26 protein-coding genes are annotated in these 25342 nt (G+C 53.5%); all 26 read left to right on the top strand.

Annotated features, from left to right (window positions below; genetic code table 11):
- Window positions 1-119: 119 nt before the first annotated feature.
- The 26 genes from spoIVA to ACE41H_RS04030 all read left to right on the top strand — a co-directional run bounded on the left by spoIVA (window position 120) and on the right by ACE41H_RS04030 (window position 25162).
- Window positions 120-1598 carry a stage IV sporulation protein A gene (gene spoIVA / locus ACE41H_RS04155; protein WP_375353532.1) on the top strand — a complete coding sequence of 493 codons (1479 nt, stop codon included), beginning with the start codon at window positions 120-122 and terminating at the stop codon, window positions 1596-1598.
- A gap of 204 nt (window positions 1599-1802) precedes the next feature.
- Window positions 1803-2885 carry a sugar ABC transporter substrate-binding protein gene (locus tag ACE41H_RS04150; protein WP_375353531.1) on the top strand — a complete coding sequence of 361 codons (1083 nt, stop codon included), beginning with the start codon at window positions 1803-1805 and terminating at the stop codon, window positions 2883-2885.
- Window positions 2886-2957: 72 nt separating this feature from the next.
- Window positions 2958-4481 carry a sugar ABC transporter ATP-binding protein gene (locus ACE41H_RS04145; RefSeq protein ID WP_375353530.1) on the top strand — a complete coding sequence of 508 codons (1524 nt, stop codon included), beginning with the start codon at window positions 2958-2960 and terminating at the stop codon, window positions 4479-4481.
- On the top strand, window positions 4471-5457 hold the full coding sequence (locus tag ACE41H_RS04140; protein ID WP_375353529.1) for an ABC transporter permease: 987 nt from the start codon (window positions 4471-4473) through the stop codon (window positions 5455-5457). Before ACE41H_RS04145 ends, ACE41H_RS04140 begins: the two co-directional genes overlap by 11 nt.
- 174 nt (window positions 5458-5631) lie before the next feature.
- Entirely contained in the window at window positions 5632-5904 is a 273-nt protein-coding gene (hbs, locus tag ACE41H_RS04135) for a non-specific DNA-binding protein Hbs (RefSeq protein WP_375353528.1), read from the top strand.
- 156 nt (window positions 5905-6060) lie between these two features.
- Window positions 6061-6288: a trp RNA-binding attenuation protein MtrB gene (gene mtrB / locus ACE41H_RS04130; RefSeq protein WP_375353527.1), complete on the top strand. Its 228-nt coding sequence runs from the start codon at window positions 6061-6063 to the stop codon at window positions 6286-6288.
- Window positions 6289-6387: 99 nt separating this feature from the next.
- A complete protein-coding gene (locus ACE41H_RS04125; RefSeq protein WP_375353526.1) occupies window positions 6388-6966 on the top strand; it encodes a hypothetical protein in 579 nt (192 codons plus the stop codon).
- An 85-nt stretch (window positions 6967-7051) separates the two neighbouring features.
- Window positions 7052-7918: a heptaprenyl diphosphate synthase component 1 gene (locus ACE41H_RS04120; protein WP_375353525.1), complete on the top strand. Its 867-nt coding sequence runs from the start codon at window positions 7052-7054 to the stop codon at window positions 7916-7918.
- Between the two features lie 9 nt (window positions 7919-7927).
- Window positions 7928-8656, top strand: a complete 729-nt coding sequence (locus ACE41H_RS04115; RefSeq protein WP_375353524.1) for a demethylmenaquinone methyltransferase — start codon at window positions 7928-7930, stop codon at window positions 8654-8656.
- The gene (locus ACE41H_RS04110) at window positions 8649-9524 is read left to right on the top strand and encodes a UbiA-like polyprenyltransferase (protein WP_375353523.1); all 876 of its coding nucleotides are present in this window, start codon (window positions 8649-8651) and stop codon (window positions 9522-9524) included. Before ACE41H_RS04115 ends, ACE41H_RS04110 begins: the two co-directional genes overlap by 8 nt.
- On the top strand, window positions 9521-10162 hold the full coding sequence (locus tag ACE41H_RS04105; protein WP_375353522.1) for a UbiX family flavin prenyltransferase: 642 nt from the start codon (window positions 9521-9523) through the stop codon (window positions 10160-10162). Before ACE41H_RS04110 ends, ACE41H_RS04105 begins: the two co-directional genes overlap by 4 nt.
- Entirely contained in the window at window positions 10125-10991 is an 867-nt protein-coding gene (locus ACE41H_RS04100) for a menaquinone biosynthesis protein (protein ID WP_375353521.1), read from the top strand. The genes ACE41H_RS04105 and ACE41H_RS04100 overlap by 38 nt, the downstream gene beginning before the upstream one ends.
- Entirely contained in the window at window positions 10988-11962 is a 975-nt protein-coding gene (locus ACE41H_RS04095; protein ID WP_375353520.1) for a polyprenyl synthetase family protein, read from the top strand. The genes ACE41H_RS04100 and ACE41H_RS04095 overlap by 4 nt, the downstream gene beginning before the upstream one ends.
- Window positions 11963-12305: 343 nt before the next feature.
- Window positions 12306-12749 (top strand): nucleoside-diphosphate kinase, encoded by a 444-nt coding sequence (gene ndk / locus ACE41H_RS04090; protein WP_375353519.1) that lies wholly within the window; start codon window positions 12306-12308, stop codon window positions 12747-12749.
- Between the two features lie 30 nt (window positions 12750-12779).
- Entirely contained in the window at window positions 12780-13580 is an 801-nt protein-coding gene (locus ACE41H_RS04085; protein WP_375353518.1) for a CheR family methyltransferase, read from the top strand.
- 170 nt (window positions 13581-13750) lie between these two features.
- Window positions 13751-14920, top strand: coding sequence for a chorismate synthase (gene aroC, locus ACE41H_RS04080; protein WP_375353517.1), 1170 nt, complete (start codon window positions 13751-13753; stop codon window positions 14918-14920).
- A 1-nt stretch (window position 14921) separates the two neighbouring features.
- Window positions 14922-16013, top strand: a complete 1092-nt coding sequence (aroB, locus tag ACE41H_RS04075; RefSeq protein ID WP_375353516.1) for a 3-dehydroquinate synthase — start codon at window positions 14922-14924, stop codon at window positions 16011-16013.
- A gap of 3 nt (window positions 16014-16016) precedes the next feature.
- A complete protein-coding gene (gene aroH / locus ACE41H_RS04070; protein ID WP_375353515.1) occupies window positions 16017-16400 on the top strand; it encodes a chorismate mutase in 384 nt (127 codons plus the stop codon).
- A gap of 380 nt (window positions 16401-16780) precedes the next feature.
- Window positions 16781-18331 carry an anthranilate synthase component I gene (trpE, locus tag ACE41H_RS04065; protein ID WP_375353514.1) on the top strand — a complete coding sequence of 517 codons (1551 nt, stop codon included), beginning with the start codon at window positions 16781-16783 and terminating at the stop codon, window positions 18329-18331.
- A 55-nt stretch (window positions 18332-18386) separates the two neighbouring features.
- Window positions 18387-19427, top strand: a complete 1041-nt coding sequence (gene trpD, locus ACE41H_RS04060; RefSeq protein WP_375353513.1) for an anthranilate phosphoribosyltransferase — start codon at window positions 18387-18389, stop codon at window positions 19425-19427.
- Window positions 19417-20199 carry an indole-3-glycerol phosphate synthase TrpC gene (trpC, locus tag ACE41H_RS04055; protein ID WP_375353512.1) on the top strand — a complete coding sequence of 261 codons (783 nt, stop codon included), beginning with the start codon at window positions 19417-19419 and terminating at the stop codon, window positions 20197-20199. Before trpD ends, trpC begins: the two co-directional genes overlap by 11 nt.
- Window positions 20200-20247: 48 nt before the next feature.
- Window positions 20248-20934 (top strand): phosphoribosylanthranilate isomerase, encoded by a 687-nt coding sequence (locus tag ACE41H_RS04050; RefSeq protein WP_375353511.1) that lies wholly within the window; start codon window positions 20248-20250, stop codon window positions 20932-20934.
- Entirely contained in the window at window positions 20918-22114 is a 1197-nt protein-coding gene (gene trpB, locus ACE41H_RS04045) for a tryptophan synthase subunit beta (RefSeq protein ID WP_375353510.1), read from the top strand. Before ACE41H_RS04050 ends, trpB begins: the two co-directional genes overlap by 17 nt.
- Window positions 22111-22917 carry a tryptophan synthase subunit alpha gene (trpA, locus tag ACE41H_RS04040; protein WP_375353509.1) on the top strand — a complete coding sequence of 269 codons (807 nt, stop codon included), beginning with the start codon at window positions 22111-22113 and terminating at the stop codon, window positions 22915-22917. The genes trpB and trpA overlap by 4 nt, the downstream gene beginning before the upstream one ends.
- 29 nt (window positions 22918-22946) lie before the next feature.
- Window positions 22947-24050 (top strand): histidinol-phosphate transaminase, encoded by a 1104-nt coding sequence (gene hisC / locus ACE41H_RS04035; RefSeq protein ID WP_375353508.1) that lies wholly within the window; start codon window positions 22947-22949, stop codon window positions 24048-24050.
- 23 nt (window positions 24051-24073) lie between these two features.
- Window positions 24074-25162, top strand: a complete 1089-nt coding sequence (locus ACE41H_RS04030; protein WP_375353507.1) for a prephenate dehydrogenase — start codon at window positions 24074-24076, stop codon at window positions 25160-25162.
- The last annotated feature ends 180 nt before the right edge of the window (window positions 25163-25342 follow it).

The following is a 25342-nucleotide window of genomic DNA, read 5'->3' as shown; positions in this document are numbered from 1 at the left end:
GGCGGCGGACGACTTCCGTGCTTGCTCTGCCGCAGCAGGGGATCAAATCTTCTGATTGAACACGAAGCGTATGCTCTTGCAGCATTGTTCCTTCGGAGACTTTTGAGGAGGGGATTTCATTGGAGAAAGTAGACATTTTTAAAGACATTGCCGAGCGCACCGGAGGAGATATTTATCTGGGGGTCGTCGGTGCAGTCCGCACGGGAAAATCCACATTCATCAAGCGATTTATGGAAACTATTGTACTTCCCAACATTGCGAGTGAAGCAGATCGGCTGCGGGCCACCGATGAACTGCCACAAAGTGCGGCCGGTAAAACGATTATGACGACAGAACCGAAATTTGTGCCAAACAATGCGGTGCAAATCAAGGTGGCCGAGGGGCTTGACGTAAATGTCCGACTGGTGGACTGTGTCGGTTATGCTGTGGATGGCGCCAAAGGGTATGAGGATGAAAACGGTCCCCGCATGATTTCGACTCCATGGTTCGAAGAGCCGATCCCTTTCCAGGAAGCGGCCGAGATTGGCACCCGCAAAGTGATCCAGGAGCATTCCACACTGGGGGTAGTGGTGACGACAGACGGCACGATTGCGGAAATACCACGCAGCTCGTATATAGAGGCGGAAGAGCGGGTTATTGAGGAGCTCAAGGAGGTCGGAAAGCCATTTGTCATCGTGATTAACTCGACCCGCCCGCGCAGTGAGGAAGCGCTGGAACTGCGCAATGAGCTTGCTGCCAAATATGATATTCCGGTGATGACGTTAAGCGCTTCGACGATGACGGAAGAGGATGTCACTGGTGTGCTGAGAGAAGTGCTGTACGAATTCCCTGTTCATGAAGTCAATGTCAATCTGCCCAGCTGGGTTATGGTGCTGAATGAGCGGCATTGGCTGCGTACGAACTATGAAAGTTCAGTTAGAGATACGGTCAAGGATATTCGTAGACTGCGGGATGTGGACAGGGTGGTCGGCCAGTTCATGGAGTATGAATTTATCGAACGAGCCGGGCTCAGCGGTATGAATATGGGCCAGGGAGTGGCTGAAATTGATCTGTATGCGCCTGACGAACTGTACGACCAGATTCTTGTGGAAGTAGTCGGGGAGGAAATCCGCGGGAAAGATCATCTGCTGCAGCTGATGCAGGAATTCACCCATGCGAAGCGGGAATACGACCGGTTTGCGGAAGCGCTGGAAATGGTGAAGACGACCGGCTACGGCATAGCCGCCCCTTCGCTGGCTGAAATGGCGCTGGATGAACCGCAGTTGATTCGTCAGGGATCACGGTTCGGGGTTCGCCTGAAAGCGACGGCCCCATCGATCCATATGATCCGGGTGGATGTTGAGTCCGAATTCGCTCCGATCATCGGCACGGAGAAGCAAAGCGAAGAGCTGGTCCGTTACCTGATGCAGGATTTCGAGAATGATCCGATCAAGATTTGGGAATCCGACATCTTCGGAAGATCGCTCCATTCTATCGTAAGGGAAGGCATTCAGGGCAAAATTGCGATGATGCCGGACAATGCCCGCTACAAGCTGCAGGAAACTTTGGGCCGTATTATCAATGAGGGCTCTGGCGGTCTGATCGCCATCATTTTATGATGTATGGAAGATGTTTTTCTATAAAAATGTGTCTGGTACGAAAAACCGTGAAGAGTTGAACTCTTTGCGGTTTTTTTGTTTACGGGTATCCAGTCGAAGAAGTAGAACAAGAAAAACATAAAACCTATTTACATAGTCGGTTTAACGCGTTATATTAATATTCAAATTTAAATGATAGTACATACTTGAGGGGGAACAGAGAGAATGAAATCGAAAGCATCCAAAACGATGTGGCTGGTATCCGCGTTGGCGGTCATGGCCCTATTTCTTGGTGCATGCGGCGTTCAGCTTCCGGAGCAGGAGGCGGCGGACGGCCAGCAGAGCACCGCTGCAGCCGGTGGTGACTTGCGCGGCAAGCGGATTGCCCTGATCATGGAATTCAATACCGGAACTTTCTCGCAGCAATATGTGCAGGGTGTCGAAGAGGAAGTCAAAAAGTTTGGCGGTACGCTTACGAAATTCGTGGCAGATAACGATAAAGCGAAAATGGCTTCCCTGGTCGAAAGCGCGGTTAACCAACATTTTGATGCCATTCTGACAGACCATGGAGACGCCTTGCTTGAGCCGGGCTTGAAGAAAGCGGTGGAACGCGGCATTCCGGTCGTTGTGTTTGACGCAACGGTCAATGTGCCGGGAGCAACGGTTCTTTCCCAGGACGATCAAAAAATGGCCGAACTTACGCTGGAGCAGATGAAGAAGGATCTGAACGGCAAGGGCAAGATCGTAAAAGTATGGGTGGCCGGCTTTGCTCCGATGGAAAGACGCCAGCAGTCTTACGCCAAGTTTATGGAAGAGAACCCGGGAATCGAGGAGATCGCTTCCTTTGGCAGTGCGCAAAACCCGGCCCTGGACACTCAGGCCAAAATGGAAGCCGTACTGAAGCAGTATCCGAAGGGTGAGATTACGGCGGTATGGGCAGCCTGGGACGAATTTGCCAAAGGTGCAGCGCGGGCGATCCAGCAGGCCGGCAGAGATGAAATCAAAGTATATGGTATCGATATGAGTGACGAGGATTTGCAGATGATCCAGGATCCTGCCAACCCGTGGGCAGCTTCGGCGGCGGTCGATCCGACGGATATCGGGCGCGTTCAGGTCCGCTATGCTTACCAGAAGCTGCATGGAGACGAAACAGAGAACAGCGTCGTGCTGGAGCCGGTTTATGTACATCGTGATTCCTTGCCTGACCAGCAAATTTCCACAGCAGAGCTTTCTCAATATGTAGAGGGTTGGGGACAGAGCGAGCAGGGCAAAAAGGACTGGATGGCTGAATACGAAGTGTCCAAGTGACCGGTCTGATAATTCAAAATGGAGAGGAGGCGCGCTGAAGGCGCGCCTTTCCGGTGTTAGGAGGAAAATTCTATGAATTCAGGTGCCTACAAGCTGGAAATGAGCGGCATCTGTAAATCCTTTGCGGGTGTGGCAGCACTGCATGAAGTCAGCTTTACCGTATCCGGCGGGGAAATTCACGCTTTGCTTGGTGCGAACGGGGCTGGCAAAAGCACACTGATGAAAATTTTAGCAGGCGCATACAGTCCGGACAGCGGCAGCATCTGTGCGAACGGCAGCGAGCTGAGGATCAATTCCCCGGCGGAAGCCAAAAAAGCGGGCATCCATTGCGTGTACCAGGAGGTAGACTCTGCGCTTGTTCCCCAATTGACTGTTGCTGAAAATATTATGCTGGACACCCTTTCCACGCCAGGCGGAGGGCTGTGGGCGGGAGGATCGCGCATGCGCCTGCAGGCAAGGGAGGCGTTGGTCCGTCTGAAAGCGGACATTGATGTCCGCGCAAAGGTCGCGGATCTGACGCTGGCCGAAAAGCAGATGGTGCTGATCGCCCGCATTCTGACTCAAAAGGCGAATGTTATCATTTTTGACGAGCCGACGGCTCCGCTCAGCCAGGAAGAGACGGGCCGCCTGTTCGATACGATTCATCAGTTAAAGCAGGAAGGTGTTGCCTGCATTTTGATCACACACCGGCTGCCTGAGGTAACGAAGCATTGCGACCGCGTAACGGTGATGCGGGATGGCACTCGTGTATTTACGGGGGAAGCGGCGTCCGTGGATGCGGCTGGTATCGTGACATATATGCTTGGCAAAACCTTCGCGGAGGAATTTCCCAAGGTGGAGGCCGAGCAGGGGGAAATCGTGCTTGAAACCCGTGCCCTGCGGCGCGGAGCAAAGGTGCGCGGGGTGGATTTGCACGTCCGGAGCGGCGAGGTATTGGCCGTCGTGGGAATGGTGGGTGCGGGCAAGACAGAGCTGTCCCGGCTGTTGACCGGAGCGGACAGGCCGGAAGAAGGGGCTGTGCTGCTGCGCGGCAAGACTGTTCATATGAAGCAGCCTGCGGATGGAGTGGCCCATGGTATTGTCTCTGTTCCTGAGGAGCGTCGCAAGCAGGGGATTCTGATCGAGGAGTCCGTGGAACACAATCTGAGCCTGCCGCTTCTGGACAAGCTGAGCACGCTTGGCTTCGTCAACCGCCGAAGGGAACGCGCCCATGCCGGGCAGCTCGTATCGGCGCTGCATATCAAGGCTGCCTCCGTCCGGCAGGAGGCCAAATATTTGAGCGGAGGCAACCAGCAAAAAATCGCCATTGGGAAATGGCTGAACTCCGGAGCAGAAGTGTTTGTTTTCGATGAGCCTACGAAGGGTGTTGACATCGGAGCCAAAAGCGATATTTTCCGCTTGATCGGCAAGCTTGCAGCAGAGGGAAAGGCCGTCATCTACCTGACCTGCGAGTTTGCGGAGGGGCTCGGAATCGGGGACCGCATCGCGGTCATGTACGATGGTGTTATCGTTAAAGAGTTTGCGCGCGGGGAAGCCGATCAGGAGAGGCTGCTGCTGTACGCAAGTGGTGGAGAGGATGTAAGGCATGAAGGATAAATTGTTGAATTTGCTGTTCCGCTATGGGGCTGTAGTCGTGATTATAGGAGTAATCGCATACTTTTCGCTCACACTGCCGTACTTTTTTACTTATGATAATCTGACTGATATTCTTGGTTCGATTGCGATCGTTACCTTTGTAGCCATCGGGGTGACCCTGTCGCTTATCGTGGACGGCTTTGATCTGTCCGTGGGCTCGACGGTTTCCCTTACCACCGTGGCTTCCGCCTCGCTGATGATCTGGTATGAACAGCCGGTCTATATCGTGATTTTGGTATCGCTGGCCATCGGTGCGGTCATCGGGTTGCTGAACGCGTTTATGATCGTAAAGCTCAGAATTCCCGACCTGCTGGCTACTTTGGCTGTGATGTATATCGTCAGCGGGGTTCACAAGACCTATGCGCAGGGCTACACGATCTATAACCATATGCAGTTTCCGGATGGGACCAAGGCCCCGGGTGAAATGGCCCGCTCGTTTCTGCTGCTTGGACAGGGCAGATGGCTCGGACTGCCGTTCTCCGTCGTACTGCTGATCACCGCGGTTATTCTGGTGCATGTCTTTTTGACCTATACCAAGTACGGCCGGCAAATGTATGTCACCGGGGGGAACGAAGAGGCTGCCAGATTGTCCGGAATCAAGGTGAAGAAGGTGCGGACGCTTGCCTATGTCGCTTCAGGGCTGTTTGCCGCCATCGCCGGCATTTTGTATGCTTCGCGTGTTGGCTCTGGACAGATTGATGCGGGCGCTCCGTTGCTGATGGAGGCGGTGGCCGCCGTTTTTGTAGGATTTTCTGTGCTTGGGGCGGGCAAGCCGAACGTGATCGGCACATTTGTTGGTTCCATTCTGATCGGTGTGCTTGTGAACGGCCTGACGATGATGAATGTGCAATATTTCGCGCATGACATTATTAAAGGAATCGTGCTCGTTTTGGCGCTTTCCGTCACATTTTACGTACTGAACCGCCGGCGGGCTTGAAATTGTTGCTGGCATGTATTACTATAAACCTTGTTCCGCGTCGGAAATTCCCTGTACAACGGGCAGGAACGGCGGTGCTGATGAAAAATAAGCGGTTATACGTATATTTGATGGCAAAACGGAAAGAGATAATATTACTTTAAACACATACTAGGTTCAGGAGGTGAACAGGCAATGAACAAAACAGACTTGATTAATCAGGTGTCCGAGAAGGCGGAGTTGTCCAAGAAGGATGCTACCAAAGCGGTTGACGCGATTTTCGACGCGATCTCCGAAGCTCTCCAATCCGGAGACAAGGTGCAGCTTGTCGGATTCGGCAACTTTGAAGTCCGTGAACGTTCCGCACGGAAAGGACGCAACCCGCAAACAGGAGAAGAAATCGAAATCCCTGCGAGCAAAATCCCGGCTTTCAAACCCGGCAAAGCGCTCAAAGACGGAATTAAATAAGATTTCTTACATATTTCCATTGTTGCACGACAAGGCCGTGAATCTGATTCACGGCCTTTCGATTTGAAATGAGAATATACGGTCTTCACGGTACCAGGTTGACAAAAGAGGGGCGCGTCTGCATCATGGAGATATTGAAAACGGGAGGGACTCGTTATGGATGAAGAAAAAAGTACTGCCGATTATATCGTGATTAAAGCCAAGAGCAGCGGATGTCAGGTGTTTGGTCTGACACGCGGTCAGGATACCAAGCTGCACCACTCCGAGAAGCTGGACAAGGGCGAGGTGTTGATCGTGCAGTTCACGGAGCATACCTCAGGCATCAAGGTGCGCGGCAAGGCTCTTGTCATGACCAAGCACGGTGTTGTGGATACGGAAGAATGAAAAAGCAGGCATAGCCTGCTTTTTTTTGTTGTACAATGTGGTATGAAGCCTTGTCTCGGACAAAATAAAGCCGGCAAGGAGCGGAGGGGGCAACAAGCCATGAAACGGTTGACGGTTTTCGCCGGGGCGCTGCTGCTGACGGTTGGTGCGGCCGCACTTCTTCCCGCCCTGCAGCAGCTTGATCATTTTGCAGGCAGAGCGGAAAATACGAGGGCAGTGCTGCTGCCGCAGCCGCGGATGGAACTGAACGAATATAATCTGGTTGACCAGTTGAACGGGCTTCCACTGACGATGCAGATCGCCAAGGCGAGCTGGAAAGGGGTGGTGCTTACTCTTGACCTGAAAATGCCGGACACGGCCGCCGGCCCTGCCACGGTGTACGAAAATATAGCTGAAGCCGCCAGCTATTGTTTTTACGAGACGAGCAATGTGCAGCAGCTGCTGCTCCGAATCGTCGCCGAAGATCCCTGGACGGGAAAAAGACATCTGCTCATTGCGGCGGATATCAGGCGGGATGAGTGGCCGGCTGAGGCGCTGCGCACGCTTAAAGGCTGGTCAGAGCCTGAATTGCCGGAAGAACTCAAGAACGAATTCCGTATTTCGGATACGAAGCTATGGCGCACCCGCTACCATGTTCAGCCGCCGGCTGAAAACGCAGCCGCATTTTATACGCCTTAAGTCGCTTGTCTCCATGATTTATGTTATAATGGACGCTATTGCAATAAGTTAAATGGACAGTCTAGTAAAGGCTCGGAGGCTAAGGATGAAATCGTATCGCGTACCCCAGTTGGCAAAAAAATATGTGGAATACGACATGATACAGCAGCACACGGACATGCCGTCATTTCCTGAAAGCCGCGCCCGCCTGCTGTTTGCGTTCCTGAACCGGAGCGGTGACCAGAAGGACGGTCGGGATGAATTGTATCCGCTAGTTACATCATTGGTACAAATGGGGCTTGATACCCATGATATGATCGATACCGCCAAGGAAATGCCCAGCCCGTCCAAAATGAGATCCAGGCAGCTCAAGGTGCTTGCCGGAGATTATTTTAGCGGGCGTTTTTACCAGCTGCTCGCCCAGGCCGGAAGCATTGACGCTGTCGCGATGTTGAGTAAAGCAGTCTGTGATGTGAATGAGAGCAAGACGGGCATGTACCGCAGCATGTGCAAATTTCTCATGCCGCCTCAGGAATATTTGAACGGGATGGCGGTTTTGAAGAAGAGGCTTTTTATTTCCTTCACTCCCTGGATTCGCGAGTCTGACCGGAAGCTGTGGGAAAGCCTGCTTCAGGAATTCAGCCTGTGCGATACGCTGGCCGAGGAATTAACGAGACTGGAAGCGGCAGAGCGCTCCAGATTCAGCTTTGCCTTCTGGGGACTGCTGGAGAAAGGAACGGCGGAGGAGAAGGAGCTGCTGCTGAACGGAACGCTTGACGGCAAGTCATGGCGCCAGCTGCTGCTGAAATACAAGGTGGGTGATTTGCTGGCGGACAAGCTGGATGCCGTGCTCGGACGGATTCGGGGAATTCTGTCGGAAGCTGACGACAAGGACCGGGAAGAGTTCGGACGAATGACAGAGCCCTTCCTGCGTCTTATCCATACGCCCGGGACTGCCGTAAGGGAAGGTTAGGTGAAGTGAATGAAATCAGGTGAAGCCAAGCCGAAGGAACAGTTTGTGCATGAGGTATTTGAGAGCATTGCAGGCAAATACGATATGATGAACGACATCCTGAGCCTGCGCAGGCATAAGGCGTGGCGCAGTTTTACGATGAAGAAGATGGACATGCAAAAGGGAGATACCGCCATCGACCTCTGCTGCGGCACGTGCGACTGGACGCTGGCGATGGCCCATGCAAGTGAAACGGGGCACATCCGCGGACTCGATTTTAGCCAAAACATGCTTGAAGTCGGCAAGAGAAAAATTGAGCAGGAGGGAAAAGAAAATCAGATTACCCTCGTGCAGGGCAATGCCATGGAGCTGCCGTTTCCGGACAATACGTTTGATTATGCAACCATCGGCTTTGGCTTGCGCAATGTGCCGGATTTGCGACGCGTGCTGCAGGAAATGCAGCGGGTCGTCAAGCCGGGGGGGCGGGTCGTCTGTCTGGAACTGTCCAAACCGACCTGGCAGCCGTTCAAAGGCATTTACTATTTTTATTTTGAACAGATTTTGCCAAGACTCGGCAAATTATTCGCCAAACGGTATGAGCAGTACAAATGGCTCCCGGATTCATTGGCGCTTTTTCCGGGGAGGGAGGAACTGGCCGCCATTTTCCGGGAAACCGGACTGCAGAATGTAACGGCCCATTCCCTCACCGGAGGCATTGCAGCACTGCATATTGGAGTCAAGGAGAGTCAGCATGTTTAGGAAAATCGCTATTTTTTCGGAAATGATCAAAATCGAGCATACTTTGTTTGCTCTTCCGTTTGCCTTTATGGGCGCGATGCTCGGGTCTTTCATGGTCAATGGCGCGCTGCCTACCTGGGCGGAAATCGGCTGGATCCTGCTGGCCATGTTCGGAGCGCGTAGCGCCGCCTTCGGCTTCAACCGCATGATTGACCGCGTAATCGACGGCAAAAATCCCCGGACGGCCTCCAGAGCGATTCCGGCCGGGCTGCTTAAGTCGTCGGAAGTTATTATTTTTGTAATTGTGTGTCTCGCACTTCTTTTCTGGGCGGCCTCCCATTTGAGCCCGCTTGCGTTCCGGCTCTTTCCGGTAGCGCTCTTTATGCTTGTGTTTTACTCCTACACCAAGCGTTTTACGTGGCTCTGCCATATCGTGCTGGGCCTGACCATCGGCCTTGCCCCGCTCGGGGGCTGGGTTGCGGTTACAGGGAGATTTGATGCCGCGGCATTGGTGCTGTACATTACGATTGTATTCTGGACAGCCGGTTTTGATATCATTTACGCCTGTCAGGATGTTGATTTTGACCAAAAAGAGGGCGTATATTCGATTCCGGCCCGCTTTGGCGTGGCAGGAGCGCTGAAAATTGCCCGTGCGTTTCATATCATTACCGCGATCGGGTTTATCCTGCTGTTCTTTGCGGCTGATCTGAGCTGGTGGTATTTGGCTGGCATGATTATTTCATATATTATACTTTTTTATGAGCACTATATTGTAACGCCGAATGACCTTAGCCGTTTGCAAACCGCATTTTTCAATATGAACAGCATTTTGAGCATCGTTGTGTTTGCTTTCACTCTTATTGATTTGGTGGTGCGCCATTACGAATGACTAATTATGCGGGAAAACGTATTGTCGTCGGAATTACAGGGGCCAGCGGCTCCATATATGGTGTGAGGCTTACAGAGGTTTTGTTGTCCATGGGCTTCGAAGTTCATCTCGTTGTGTCGAACGCCGGGTGGAGGGTGCTGAAAGAAGAATTGGAATGGAATGTTACTGACCGGGAAGGCATACTGAACGACAAGTTCGGAGACCGTCCCGGTCCTCTTGTCTACCATCCAGTTACGGATATCGGGGCTACGATTGCCAGCGGCTCCTACCTGGCGGACGGCATGATTATCATGCCATGCTCTATGGGAACACTGTCTGCTGTAGCCCACGGTTCCTCGGATAATTTGCTGGCCAGGGCAGCGGATGTCATGCTGAAGGAGGGGCGGCCGCTCGTGCTGGTTCCCCGGGAAACGCCGCTGCACGCCATCCATCTGGAAAATATGCTCAAGCTGGCGCGACTGGGCGTTAAAATCATACCAGCCATGCCGGCTTTCTATTTCAAGCCGCGCAGTCTGGAAGACATCGTGTTGTTTCTCGTAGGCAAAGTGCTTGACAGCCTTCGAATTGAACATCATCTGTTTACGAGATGGGGGGATAACCATGGAGACAGTGATCAGTCGCACCACACGGGTAGGTAAAATTAAATATACGAACGCCTGGCCTGTCTTTCATTCTTTTAATCCGGAACTGCTGCAGCATTCTGTAGAATTGGTGTCAGAAGTTCCGGCCTTGCTGAACCGGCGCATGCTGGAGGGAAGTCTGGAGGTTAGCGCAATGTCTTCCTTCGCCTACGCGCAAGGCTCGGACCACTTTATGCTGCTGCCGGATTTGTCGGTCAGCGCGGACGGTGCCGTGCAATCGATATTGCTGTTTTCACGCGAGCCGCTTGAAAAGGCAGTCAACGGCACCATTGCCTTGACCAACACATCCGCAACATCGGTCAACCTGCTCAAAATTCTCGTTGAGAAGTATTTGAAGGGGAAACCGGAATACTTCACAAGCGAGCCGGATTTGACAGAAATGCTGCAGCGAGCTGACGCCGGTTTGCTGATCGGAGACCATGCGATCAAGGCTTCCTGGGAAAATAACGGATATTATGTGACGGATTTGGGCCAGCTCTGGAAAGAATGGACTGGCCACAGCATGACCTTTGCTGTCTGGGCTGTGCGCCGTGAGGCAGCTCTATCCAATCCGGAAGCGATCAGCGAAATTGTACATGCTTTCCATTCAAGCAAGGAGCGCAGCCTCAAGCGTCTTACGCCGCTCATCGACCACGCCGTGCGGGAAATCGGGGGCAGCGAGCATTATTGGCACGGATATTTTTCGAATTTATGTTATGATTTCGGCATGAGGCAGCAACAGGGTTTGGAGTTGTATTTTAAATATGCGTATGAATTGGGCCTGCTGAAGCACGAGATTAAACTGCAAATATGGAGTGACAATACGCTGACACGGGTGAAGGAATGAATCGATTGGAACTATTCGGGTTGCTGAAGAAAGATATGAATTTCATAGAGGAAGAGCTGTATCGCAGCATCGACAGCCGGGAAGAACTGATTAATGATACCTCGCTGCACCTGCTCAAGGCAGGCGGCAAACGGCTGCGGCCTGTATTTGTCCTGCTTGGCGGGAAGTTTGGGGAATATGATCTGCAAAAGCTGAAGCGGGTCGCTGTCCCGCTTGAACTCATACATTCGGCCTCCCTCGTTCATGATGATGTGATTGACGATGCCGAGACGCGGCGCGGACAGCCGACTGTGAAATCGAAGTGGGACAACCGGATTGCAATGTATACCGGTGATTACATATATGCACGGGCCTTGAGTATTGTGGCGGAGCTTCCAAATCCGGCGATTCATCATGTGCTGTCCAAAGCGCTGGTGCAGATGTCCATAGGCGAGATGGAACAGATCCGCGACTTTTTTAACGTTGACCAGGGTGTCCGCAATTATCTGCTCCGCATCCGCCGCAAGACAGCATTGCTGATTGCGGTCAGCTGCGAGCTTGGAGCGATGGCATCAGATGCCACGGCACGCATAAGCTCCTTGCTCTACTCCTTCGGCTACAATGTTGGAATGGCTTTTCAGATCCATGATGATATTCTGGATTTGCTGGGCACGGAAAAACAGATCGGAAAGCCTCCGGGCAGCGATATGAGACAGGGGAATATTACGCTCCCTGTCATCTACGCCTTGCAGCAGCCGGAATTGCGCGAAGCCTTGCTTGCGGAAATCAACCTGATCCGCGAGCGTGAAGACAGGCACAGCCCGCGTGCCGCCATCGAGCTGATCAAAAAAAGTGACGGAATTGCTAAAGCAGAAAATCTCGCTGACCGATATATTAAGAAAGCTTTAGATTCACTTGATCTTCTGCCTGAGGTTAAAACCAAAAAAACGCTGCGTGACCTTGCTCATTTTGTAACCCGCCGTTCCTACTGAGAACAACAGTGTGTATCAGCAAAGGGCCGGGGTGTGACGAAAATTTCTTAAAGAGGTAGTTCAAAAAGTCATCTTTTGATCACGAAGTAAGTCAGGAAGCGGACTCGACATCGAATCTTGAATTCAGCCGGGCCTGAGCGGATGCTTCCGAAGCATGTTTCCTACGGAAACATTTCAGGTGCTCACGTACCTCAAGTACGCTCCGCTCCTCAGTCCCTAGCTTCATCCAACCTTCTCGGTGCTGAAAACCTGACTTTTTGAACACGCACTTAAATGTTTACAAACTTTCTGTTAAAATATCGTTGATCTAGCCAAAACTGTATTTGCGATAGGGAGTGAGCCAATGGATCGTACATTTTTGATGGTTAAACCTGACGGTGTTCAGCGCGGGCTGATCGGCAGAATTATCAGCCGCCTGGAAGACAAGGGCTTCAAATTAACGGCCGCGAAGCTTGTGCAAGTGACCCGGGAACAGGCCGAACGTCATTATGAGGAGCATAAGGGGAAACCCTTTTTCGAAAATCTGGTCAATTTCATTACATCCGGACCGGTTCTCGCCATGGTTTGGGAGGGGGACGACATTATCACCCTTTCGCGCACTCTGATCGGCAAGACGTCGGTCACTGAAGCGCTTCCCGGCACGATTCGGGGAGACTTTGCCGCGCACACCCCCTTTAACCTGATTCACGGTTCCGACTCGCCTCAAAGTGCCGACCGGGAAATTGCCAACTTTTTTGGTCCTGAGGAAGAGGTTCAATACGATAAAAGCGTAGCGGCCTGGATCTAAGCAAAACTTATTGCACAAAGGAATGGTATCATGAGTGAGCTGGAAAGCGGTCAGCCGGACCCTGATTATAACGCATTTATCCGCAGCATCAAAGACAGCACAGGCATTGATCTCGCACAATACAAGGAAGCGCAGATGAAGCGCCGGCTAACGACACTCCGCAACAAGAACGGCTTCACCAGCTTTGTTTCGTTTTATAACGCCATGATGAAGGAAAAGCCGCTTTTTTATGAATTTCTGGATCGCATGACGATCAATGTATCGGAATTCTGGCGCAACCCCAACCGCTGGGAGGTGCTCAGGGATATTGTCCTTCCCGGTCTGCTGGCGAATAACCGCAAGCTGAAGCTGTGGAGCGCGGCCTGCTCCACCGGTGAGGAGCCGTACAGTCTGGCGATGGTGCTTGACGGCAAAGGCATCCTGGGGAATTGCACCATTCTGGCTTCGGATATTGATGATGGAGCCCTGGCGAAAGCCCAGGAGGGCAAATATCTGGAGCGTTCGCTGAAGGATGTGCCCAAGGACGTGGCCGGCAAGTATTTCAAGCCTGACGGTCAGATGTTCCGGGTCGATGACCGTCTCAAGCAGGCCATCCGGTTCCGGAAACAGAATCTGCTGCTGGACAAGTTTGAGGAAGGGTACGACCTGATCATCTGCAGAAACGTCATGATCTATTTTACGGAAGAAGCGAAGCATCAGCTGTATCATAAGTTTGCGGCAAGCCTCCGTCCGGGAGGGGTGTTGTTCGTAGGCAGCACGGAGCAGATTTTCTCGCCCGGCCAGTATCATCTGGAAGCGACGGAAACGTTTTTTTACCGCAAAAAATCGTAATGTCGATTGTGAATCACGCCTCTTCTCCTGCAACGGAGGGAGGGGTGATTTTTTTTACACGTTTTTCTTGCATACCAAGTGCATTTCTTGTCAAAGCGCATACCCTGTACTATAATGAGTTAACGGATTTTAGCGATGTACAGTTTAACAGTTTAAAGGGGGAACGCAGCATGAGTTTACGCTACTTGACAGCAGGGGAAACGCACGGACCCCAATTGACGGCTATTGTGGAGGGTCTGCCAAGCAACCTGCGTCTGGATTTCGAGGAAATTAATTTTCAGCTGCAAAGACGCCAGAAAGGCTACGGACGCGGACGCCGGATGCAGATTGAGACAGATACGGCCAATATCGTTGGAGGTGTACGGCACGGATTTACCACAGGAGCGCCTGTCGCCATTGTCGTAGAGAACAAGGACTGGACACACTGGCGGAACATTATGAACATTGAACCGATCGAGGGTACGGATGAGGAGAAGCGGCGAGTGCATCGTCCGCGTCCCGGTCATGCGGATCTGAACGGCGGGTTGAAATACAATTTGAAGGATCTGCGCAACGTGCTGGAACGCTCAAGCGCCCGGGAAACGGCGATCCGTGTCGCCTGCGGTGCGCTGGCTCGCCAGCTGTTGGCCGAATTCGGGATCAAGGTCGCCGGCCAGGTCATCCGTATCGGGGAAATCGAGGCTCCTTACAAAGAGCTGCCGATTGACGAACTAATTGCTGTAACCGAGGCATCCTCCGTTCGTGTAACCGATCCGGAGACTGAGAAGAAGATGGAAGCCTATATTGACGAGATCAAGAAGGAAGGGGATTCCGTCGGCGGCATCGTGGAATGCATCGTGGAAGGTGTGCCGATTGGCCTAGGCAGTCATGTGCAGTATGATCGCAAGCTGGATGGACGTATTGCCCAAGGGGTCTTGTCCATCAACGCCTTCAAGGGTGTGGAAATCGGCATCGGCTTTGAAGCGGGCAAGCTGCGCGGCTCCCAGGTGCATGACGAGATCCTGTACACAGAGGAGCAGGGCTATCATCGCCGAACGAACCGCCTCGGCGGCTTTGAAGGCGGCATGACAAACGGAATGCCAGTGGTTGTGCGCGGAGTCATGAAGCCGATCCCTACGCTGTACAAACCGCTTCAGAGCGTAGATATTGACTCCAAGGAAGCGTTCACGGCCCAGGTTGAACGTTCGGACGCCTGCGCCGTGCCGGCTGCCAGCGTGGTCATGGAGCATGTGGTCGCATGGGAAATTGCGAAGGCGCTGCTTGAGAAGTTCGGCGGGGATTCCATTGAGGAAGTACGCGCCAACATGGAAGCCTATCAGGCACAGCTGGAAAGGTACTAAGATGGGGACACTGACTGTTGAGCTGGGAGAAAGATCCTACCCGATTTATATCGGGCAGGGTTTGCTGGAAAAGGCCGGGGCCTATTTTGAACAGCGCGGACTGTCCAAGAAAAGTCCTCATTTGATTATAAGCGACAGCAATACGGCGCCGCTCTATTTAAATAAATTGACTGAGCGTCTCGCAAACGCAGGATACAATACGCTAGCTTTCGTCGTGGAAGCAGGGGAAAAGTCCAAATCGTTGTCTGTATATGAAGAGGTCATTACAGCCGCCATTGAAGGCGGGCTGGACAGAAGCTCCTCCATCACGGCGCTGGGCGGCGGGGTTGTCGGAGATCTTGCGGGCTTTGCCGCGGCAAGCTATATGCGTGGCATTCGCTTCGTCCAGATTCCGACCACGATTCTGGCTCATGACAGCAGTGTCGGCGGCAAAGTAGGCATTAATCATCCTCTGGCGAAAAATATGATCGGCGCTTTTCATCAGCCTGAGCTGGTCCTGTATGACGTGGATACACTGCTTACGTTGCCGTCGCGTGAGGTATCCGCCGGACTTGCGGAAATGCTCAAGCACGGCTTGATCTGGGACGCCGATTTTGCCCGCTGGTGCCAGGAACATGCGCAAGAGCTGCTGGCGCTTGAGCCGGAAGCGCTGGAGTATGGATTGGAGAAGGGCTGTGCGGTCAAAGCGAAGGTTGTTTCCCAGGATGAGAAGGAGAATGGGCAACGTGCGATTTTGAATCTCGGGCATACCATCGGCCATGCGATTGAGGCGATCGCCGGTTACGGCACGTTACTGCACGGCGAGGCGATTTCCATCGGCATGGTGGGCTCCGCCATGCTCGGCGTGCGGCTTGGCGCAGATCCATCCCTTGTGCAAGAGACGAGAGCCATGCTCCAGTCGCTGCGGCTTCCGGTCGTTCTGCCCCGTGAGCTGGAGACCGATGCCATAATGAGCGCGATGATGCATGACAAAAAGTTTAAAGAGGGCAGCATTACGTTTGTAGTGCCCCTTTCCATCGGACAGGTGGAGATCCGGAAGGACATTCCTGCCTCCCTTGTCAGGGAAATCGTGGAACAGCTGAAGGAGGTGTAGGTCTTGTACAACCGAGGAATCCGTGGGGCGACAACCGTCACGCACAATGATGAGCAGGAAATTCTTGAAGCTACCGTGCAGCTCCTGTCCGAGATGGTGAAGCGCAACGATCTGGACCCGGAATATATATCGAATATCTGGATTACCATGACCCAGGACCTGAATGCGACCTTCCCCGCCAAGGCGATCCGACAGCTGGAAGGCTGGGAGTTCGTGCCTCTGATGTGCTCTGTTGAAATTGATGTCAAAGGCGGTCTGTCCAGATGCATTCGGCTGCTGGTACAGGTGAACACAGAGAAATCGCAGCGCGAGATAAAACATGTGTATTTGAACGAGGCTCAGGTGCTGCGTCCCGATTTGGCGGTTGCCACCCGGTCGGATATGTGAGCCATATCAAGGTTGCCAGAAGCGTACAAATAGGATATAGTGGTGTCAGTAGCAGAGTAGAGTGAGTTTGAGTTGAGATTGAGAAGAGTGCAGTTTAGAGCCGAGTCCATATGCATGAAGACCGAAAGAAACGGTATGCCGTTTTGCCCTTGAGAGGGGAACAGGCATATTATTCTTTGGTGCAGGGTAATAGACTGCTTGCGGAAGCTGCAGCTCTGCCTTGCGGGGAGAAGTTTCTTTTGTGTAAACACGGTGTTCGGGATGCCGTACATATGGCAGCATTCTTATAATTTCAACGATGAACAAGCCTCTACCGGCCGGTAGAGGCTTTTTTTTGATGTTCAGTTCATTCTGCTCCAAATTTGAGAGGAAGTGAACCCATGTTAACCCCAAGTGTTGAACAAGTGATTTCCATGTCTGGTGATTTCAATCTGATTCCGGTATACAAAAAGGTGCTGGCCGATATGGAAACGCCAATCCGGATTTTCCGCCGCTGTGCGGACAGAGACCGGGCCTTTCTGCTCGAGAGTGTGGAAGGAGGGGTGCAGTGGGCACGCTATTCTTTTATAGGGACAGATCCATTTCTTATGATTTCCGGCAAAAAGGGGCGAATTACGCTTGAACAAAACGGGGAGAAGCGGGTGCTGGAAGGAAAACCGGTAGAGTCTCTGAAAGCCCTGCTGCGCGGCTACCGCAGTCCGCGCCTTGAGGATATGCCTCCTTTTACCGGCGGCGCCATCGGCTTTTTCGGTTACGATCTGCTCCAATATTATGAGAAGCTGCCGGAGCATGCTGTCGACGATCTCAATATGGACGATATCCGCTTTATGTTCTGTGATCAGCTTATCGTTTTTGACCATGTCAAGCAGCAGATGATGCTTGTGGGTAATGTCCATATTCATCAGGGAGCTTCAGATGAGGAGATCAGGCTTGCCTATGCAGAGGTGGAGCGGAAGCTGGAAGCGGTGGCGGAGCGGCTGCGGGAGCCAGTCGTGGGAGATTTTGGCGGTGCGGCCGTCGTGCCTGGCGATGTTGAGCTCGGAGAAATCCATTCCAACCTGACGAAGGAGCAGTTCATCAGCAATGTTGAGCGGGCGAAGGAATACATCCGGGCAGGGGATATATTTCAGGTGGTGCTGTCCCAGCGTTTTCATATCGACACTGAGGTATCGCCGCTGCAGGTGTACCGGACGCTTCGTACGCTGAACCCGTCACCCTACATGTATTATTTGAAAATGGACGAAGAGATCATCGTAGGCACTTCTCCCGAGGCTCTGGTGAAGGTAGAGAACGGGCGGGTCGAGACGAGACCGATTGCGGGTACGCGCCCGCGCGGGGCCAGTGAAGAAGAAGACAGGGCGCTTGCCGAGGAACTGCTTCAGGATGAGAAGGAACGTGCCGAGCATCTCATGCTCGTGGATTTGGGCCGCAATGATTTGGGCCGCGTTTCCGAATTCGGGACGGTAAAATGCGATACCTTCATGGAAATTGAGCGTTATTCGCATGTGATGCATATCGTTTCCAACGTCTCCGGGCGTCTGGCCGAGGATAAGGATTTCTTCGACGCCTTTCTGTCCTGTCTGCCTGCGGGTACCGTGTCGGGAGCGCCGAAGCTGCGGGCGATGGAAATTATTGCCGAGCTTGAACGGGAAGCGCGCGGTGCGTATGCAGGCGCTATCGGATATCTTGGCTTTTCCGGAAATATGGACTCCTGCATTACGATTCGGACCATTGTCTTCAAAAAAGGCCGCGCTTACGTCCAGGCCGGCGCTGGTATCGTCTGGGATTCGGTAGCGGAAAGCGAGTATCAGGAGACGGTCAATAAGGCCAAAGCCATGCTGAAGGCGATTCGTACGGCAGAAGCCATGTTCGCACAGCCGAAGCGGGAGAGCGATGTCCTGAACCAGGATTACCTGTACAACTCCCGATAACCGGCGGGATTCGGCTGACAGTCGTAATTTTATGGACGATAAGGAGGAAAATACGGTGGAAAGGCAGCATCTTATACAGGCAGGGCTAAATCAAGTGTTGCAGGGGGCGGATTTGTCACGTTTCGAGGCGCGTGCCATCATGGAACGGATTATGACGGGGGAAGCGACACCGGCGCAAATCGGAGGACTGTTGGCGGCGCTGCGCATGAAAGGAGAGACGGTTGACGAGATTACCGGCTTTGCGGAGGCGATGCGCAGTCACGCCGGCAGGATAGCCGTCAGCGGAGAGCAACTGCTGGATACATGCGGCACCGGGGGGTCAGGCATTCATAAATTCAATATTTCCACGGTGTCGGCCATCATTGCGGCTGCGGAATCGGTTCGGGTAGCGAAGCATGGCAACCGCTCCGCCAGCGGGCGGGCTGGCAGTGCCGATGTGCTGGAGGCCTTAGGGGTCAATATTCATTTGTCCGGCGAGCAGGCGAGACACTGTCTGGACAGAATCGGCATCTGCTTCCTGTTTGCACAGGTGTATCACCCGTCCATGAAGTATGCCGCCGCACCGCGCCGTGAATTGGGAGTCCGTACCGTATTTAACATGCTGGGCCCGCTCACGAATCCGGCAGGGGCAGACCGCCAACTGCTCGGCATCTATGATAACAGCAAGACAGAAGTGATCGCATCGGTGCTGAACCAGCTCGGGTCCAAGCGCGCGCTGGTCGTCAGCAGCGCTGAGGGATTGGACGAAATCAGCATTTCGGGACCGACAACAGTATCCGAGCTGAAGGATGGAGCGGTGACAACCTATGAAATCACCCCCTCGGATTTGGGGCTGCGCAGTCATCCGCTTGAGCATGTGCTCGGCGGGGATGCCGCGGACAACGCGGACATCATCCGCACCATTCTGAACGGCGAGAAGGGGCCGTACAGGGATGTCGTGCTTGCCAACGCGGGAGCCTGCATTTATGTGGCAGGTAAGGTTTCTTCACTCCAGGAAGGAGTTCACAGAGCGGCCAAGGCGATTGATTCGGGCAGAGCTTTGGAGAAGCTGGAGCAGTTAATTCAGGCAACGGGGGAATACGAATATGTATCTTGATAAAATTGTGGTTACCAAGCAAAAGGAAACAGCGGCGCTGAAGGAGCATTTTTCCATTCTTGAAGCGGAGCGGACGATTGCGGACATGCCGCCGGCGCGCGGCTTCGAGGATGCGCTGGCCAACCGGCCCAAACGGAGGCTGGGGCTGATTGCCGAGGTCAAAAAGGCGTCTCCCTCCAAGGGACTGATCCGGCCCGACTTTGACCCGGTCCAGATCGCCCGCGCCTATGAGGCTGCAGGGGCAGACTGTATTTCGGTGCTGACGGATGTCGATTATTTTCAGGGAAGTCCTGATTATTTGCGGGAAATCAGACAGGCGGTCGGACTTCCGCTGCTGCGGAAGGATTTCGTCATCGACGAAGCGCAAATTTACGAAGCCCGCCTCCTTGGAGCGGATGCCGTACTGCTCATTGCCGCTATTCTGGATAAGGAGCGTATGCGTCGCTTCCTGAACACTGTGCGCGAAACGGGGCTGGATGCGCTGGTGGAAGTGCATGACAGAGCGGAAATGGAAATGGTGCTTGAGCTTGGGGCAACCCTGATCGGTGTCAATAACCGCGATCTCAAGACGTTTGAAACACGTCTGCAGACGACGGAGGAGCTAGCCGAGTTGGTCACAGAAGGCGTCACCCTGATCAGCGAGAGCGGAATCGCCGGACCGCAGGATATTGAGTATCTGTACAGCAAAGGGGCAAAGGGCGTGCTTGTCGGCGAATATCTGATGCGGCGGCAGGACGTAGGCCAGGCTGTCCATGATTTGATGGAAGGCTGAATATAGCTGAGTTTACGATGCATGAAGAAAGAGAGGAGGGGCAGCCCAGTGCGGGAAACAGAAGTGAAAATTTGTGGACTTCAAAGCGTTGAAGTGCTAAAATCAATGGTACATTTAAATATTGATTATATCGGATTTGTATTCGCAGAGAGCAAGCGCCGCGTCGACCCAGAGCAGGCGGCAGAGCTTATAAAGGTGCTGGGGGATTGGAAAACGGATCGCCGCCCTCGCAGCGTAGGTGTGTTTGTCAACCCGGACATCGAGCAGCTGCAGGAGGTTATGGACATGGCGCAACTGGATGTGATCCAGCTTCACGGCCAGGAAAGCCCCGTTTTCTGCGCTTCTGTCAAGGAGCGGCTCGGAACGTCGGTGATCAAGGCGCTCCCGGTTCAGGGAGGACCTGATGAGGCTGTGGCAGGCACGCAGCGGCTGGACCCCTACGGAGGCCGTGTTGACGCTTTCCTGCTGGACACCTATGATCCCCGCTATGGGGGAGGATCGGGCCGCACCTTTGCCTGGGAGGCCATCCCTGCTTATCACGAGCGTGCGGGGATGCACGGCATCCCTTTATTTATAGCCGGTGGTCTTACTCCCGATAACGCGGGTGCGCTCATCTCGGCCTATGACCCGGAAGGGCTCGATGTATCCAGCGGTGTGGAGACGGACGGTGTCAAAGACATCGCAAAAATTACAGCATTCGTGGAAAGGGTGAAGCGTCATGGCACAACTGCCTGATCATAACGGCCGTTTCGGCGTTTTCGGGGGACGATTCGTACCAGAGACGCTGATGAACGCTCTGATCGAGCTGGAGGAATCCTACCGGAAATATGCGGACGATCCGGAATTTAATGAAGAGCTGAACTATCTGCTGAAGCAGTACTCCGGCAGGGAGACCCCGCTATATTATGCGGAGCGGCTTACCAAGCATCTGAACGGAGCAAAAATATATTTGAAGCGCGAGGACTTGAACCATACGGGGGCGCACAAAATCAACAATGCGCTCGGCCAGGGACTGCTTGCCAAAAGAATGGGCAAGCATAAGGTCATCGCCGAAACAGGCGCAGGCCAGCACGGTGTGGCCACCGCCACGGTAGCCGCCTTGCTGGGACTAGAGTGCAAGGTCTTCATGGGTGAGGAGGATACGGTTCGCCAGCAGTTGAACGTATTCCGCATGAAGCTGCTCGGCGCGGAGGTCATCCCTGTGACCTCAGGGTCCAGAACGTTGAAGGATGCCGGCAACGAGGCCCTTCGCTACTGGGTCAGTCATGTGCATGATACGTTCTACATTCTCGGCTCCGCGGTCGGCCCGCATCCGTACCCGATGATGGTCCGCAATTTCCAGCGTGTGATCGGGGACGAGACCCGACGGCAGATCCTCGAGAGCGAAGGACGGCTGCCGGATGTCGTCGTCGCGGCCATTGGCGGCGGCAGCAACGCCATCGGCATGTTCTATCCTTTTATCGAGGATAAGGAGGTGGCTCTCGTCGGTGTCGAAGCGGCGGGCAAGGGCATGGATACAGACCTGCACGCGGCAACGATGAGCAAGGGGACGCACGGGGTCTTCCAGGGCTCCATGAGCTATCTGCTGCAGGACGAGTATGGGCAGGTGCAGCCAGCCCATTCCATTTCGGCAGGCCTGGATTATCCGGGTGTAGGTCCGGAGCACTCCTATCTGAAGGATATTCAGCGGGCCAAATACGTGCCCATTACCGATGCCGAGGCGCTGGATGCGCTGCAGCTGCTGTGCAGAACGGAAGGAATACTGCCTGCCCTGGAGTCCTCCCATGCGGTGGCAGAAGTGGTTAAAATGGCTCCCGGCATGTCAAAGGATGACATTATCGTGATCTGCCTGTCCGGACGGGGAGATAAGGACGTGGAATCGATTATGAAACACACGGGAGGCGGACAGTCGTGAACTTGATGGATGCAACGTTTAAACGCCTCCGTGAGCAAAAAAAGACGGCGCTGATCCCGTTTTTGACGGTCGGCGATCCGGATGTGGAGACGACGGTGGACATTATCCGCGAGCTGGAGAAAGCCGGGGCGGATATGCTGGAGCTGGGCGTTCCGTACTCCGACCCCCTTGCAGACGGGCCGGTCATTCAGCGCGCTTCGGAGAGGGCTTTGCAGAACCGGATTACGATCCGTACCTGTCTGGAGGCGGCGGATAAGGCAAGGGAAGCCGGGGTTCGGATGCCGTTTATTCTCTTCACGTATTACAACCCGGTGCTGCAAATGGGAATGGAGACGTTCTTCGAGGCTTTGCAGCAGCACGGAATCAGCGGCATCATCATCCCTGATCTGCCGGTTGAAGAAGCCGAGGAGCTTGGACAGCAGGCGGAGCAGGCCGGTGTAAATCTTGTGCCACTCGTCGCGCCGACCTCGGATACGCGCATCGAACGAATTGTGCGCAACGCGCGCGGTTTTATATACTGCGTGTCTTCGCTGGGAGTAACGGGGGAAAGAGCGTCATTTTTTGAAGGTGTAGATCAGTTTATCGAGCGCGTGAAGCGTCATACGGATCTTCCTGTCGCCGTTGGCTTCGGAATTTCCAACGGCGAACAGGTGAAGCGCTTCTCGCGGATTTGCGACGGCGTTGTCGTAGGCAGCGCGATTGTGCGCCAGGTGGAGGAAGCTATCCCACTGCTGGGCGATCCTTCCCGCCGCAAGGAAGGACTGTTGCAAATTCGCAGCTTTGTGGCACAATTGAGAGCATAACCTATTTTGCAGACAAGGAGGCGAGGGCTGTGCAGCCTAAACCGCAAATTGGCAATTTACCGGTGTACCAGCCGGGTAAACCGATCGAGGAGGTCAAGCGTGAGCTCGGACTGGATCAAGTCATCAAGCTGGCATCCAACGAAAATCCGTACGGGAGCTCTCCCGCAGTCAAGGAGGCCATTCAGGCGGAACTATCCAATTTGAGTCTTTATCCCGACGGAAGTGCTGTAGAGCTGACCAAGGCGCTCACGCGTCATACAGGAGTGCAGGAGAATCAGGTTATTTTCGGCTGCGGCTCGGACGAGATCATCGCGCTGATTGCAAGAGCCTTCCTGATGCCTGGAGACGAGAACATTATGGCTGACCAGACCTTCTCGGTTTACAAAAGCAATGCGGATATTGAAGGAGCACTCTCGGTCGAGGTTCCGCTTGTGGATGGGGTACACGACCTGAACGCCATGCTCTCCCATGTCAATGACCGGACAAAAATCATTTGGGTATGCAATCCGAACAATCCGACAGGCACCATCGTATCCGAGGAAGAGCTGACCCTGTTCCTGGACCGGGTTCCCGGGCATGTCATGGTTGTTCTGGATGAAGCCTATTTCGAATACGTTACAGACAGCTCGTATCCGAACAGTATCCCGTTGCTGTCAAGATACAGCAATTTGGTTGTGCTGCGTACCTTCTCCAAGATTTACGGCATCGCGTCTTTGCGGGTCGGCTACGGAATCGCCCATCCGGAGGTCATCCGGCTGATTAACCAGGTGCGTGAGCCTTTCAACACATCGCGGATCGGTCAGGCCGCTGCTATTGCAGCGCTTAGCGACCAGGCCTTCGTGAAGGAATGCCAGGCCAATAACGCCGCAGGCATCGAATATTTGCAAAAAGAATTCAAGAGACTGGGCCTTGCCGCTTTTCCGGCGCACGGGAACTTTATTCTGGTGGATGCCGGTCGACCTTCCAAAGAAGTATTCCAATCGCTTCTGCAAAAAGGGGTTATTGTCCGCGCAGGATTTGAGAAATATCCGACCTACATACGCGTAACCGTCGGTTCCCAGTCACAGAACGAAATTTTCATCAGCGCGCTTGAACAGGTGCTGGGCTTGGAAAAGATGAAGGTGCAGCCTTAATAACGCGGATAGGAACGATATTCATGAAAATTGCTATATTTGGGGTGGGCCTGATTGGAGGATCGCTCGCGCTTTGCTTTAAAGGCAAACCGGGGATCACCGTCGTAGGCCATGCCCATCTTCCAGAATTATTGGAACCGATGGTCAGCCGCGGAGTCGTTGACTCTGCGACTTTGTCCGTCGAGGAAGCGGCGCTGGACGCCGATTTTATATTTCTGTGCGTGCCTGTAGGGCAGCTTGAGCACTACCTGCTGCTGCTGAGCAAGCTTCCGCTGAAAAAAGGCTGTATCATCAGCGATGTGGGAAGCACCAAGCAGTCCATTACCACGCTTGCGGAGCAGATTCCTTGGGACGGTGTTTATTTTATCGGCGGGCATCCGATGGCAGGCTCGGAGCGTTCGGGCATTACGGCCGCGTCGGCCGTTTTATTCGAAAACGCTTATTATGTGCTGTCTCCGGCAGCGGATGTTCCCGAGCAGGTATGCAGCTCCCTTGAAAAGCTGCTGCAGTTTACCGGTGCGCAGATTGTAAGAGTGGAGCCGGGAATGCATGACGATATTGTGGGGGCGATCAGCCATCTTCCGCATATTATCGCCGCTTCCCTGGTAAACCAGGTGCGCACGCATAATGAAGAGAACGGGCTTTACCGCGTGCTTGCCGCAGGTGGCTTCAGAGATATTACGCGTATTGCCTCCAGCGACCCGATTGTATGGCGTGACATTCTGCTCAGCAATCGTGATGTGCTGCTGAATCTGCTGCAGGAGTGGAATGAGCAGATTGAGCGCTTTACGTGTCTGCTGCTGGAACGGGACGGCGAAGGCATTGAGGACGAATTCAGGACGGCTGGTGCATTTCGCAGCGAATTACCTGAGCGGCGGAAGGGAATGATCACTCCTTTATTCGACCTGTACATTGATGTTCCGGACACGCCCGGCATTATCGGCCAAATCGCTACCCAGCTTGGCGATCACCGCATCAACCTCAGCAATATGCAGATTATCGAGAGCAGAGAGGATGTGCCGGGCATTCTGCGGCTGTCGTTCAGACAGGAAGAGGATTGGGAGAAAGCGAAAAAGCTGCTTAGCGAGCAGCGCTACCACGTGGTTGTTTAAACGAAGCGAAATAGCCGGACCGCAGCGCATGCACTGCAGTACGGCTATTTTTTTATAAAAAAAGAAAACGCTTTAAAAAAACCGTTGACAAAATGAAAACGGATACATATACTAAAAGTACAGTATGGTTTCTCTCCACTCCTATCCTTTAACTCCACTACTTGCAACATAGTAGTAACC

Source organism: Paenibacillus enshidis (assembly GCF_042136365.1).
GTDB lineage: Bacteria > Bacillota > Bacilli > Paenibacillales > Paenibacillaceae > Paenibacillus > Paenibacillus enshidis.
Note: the sequence above shows the minus strand (reverse complement) of the source record. Positions and strands in the feature narration are given on the sequence as shown.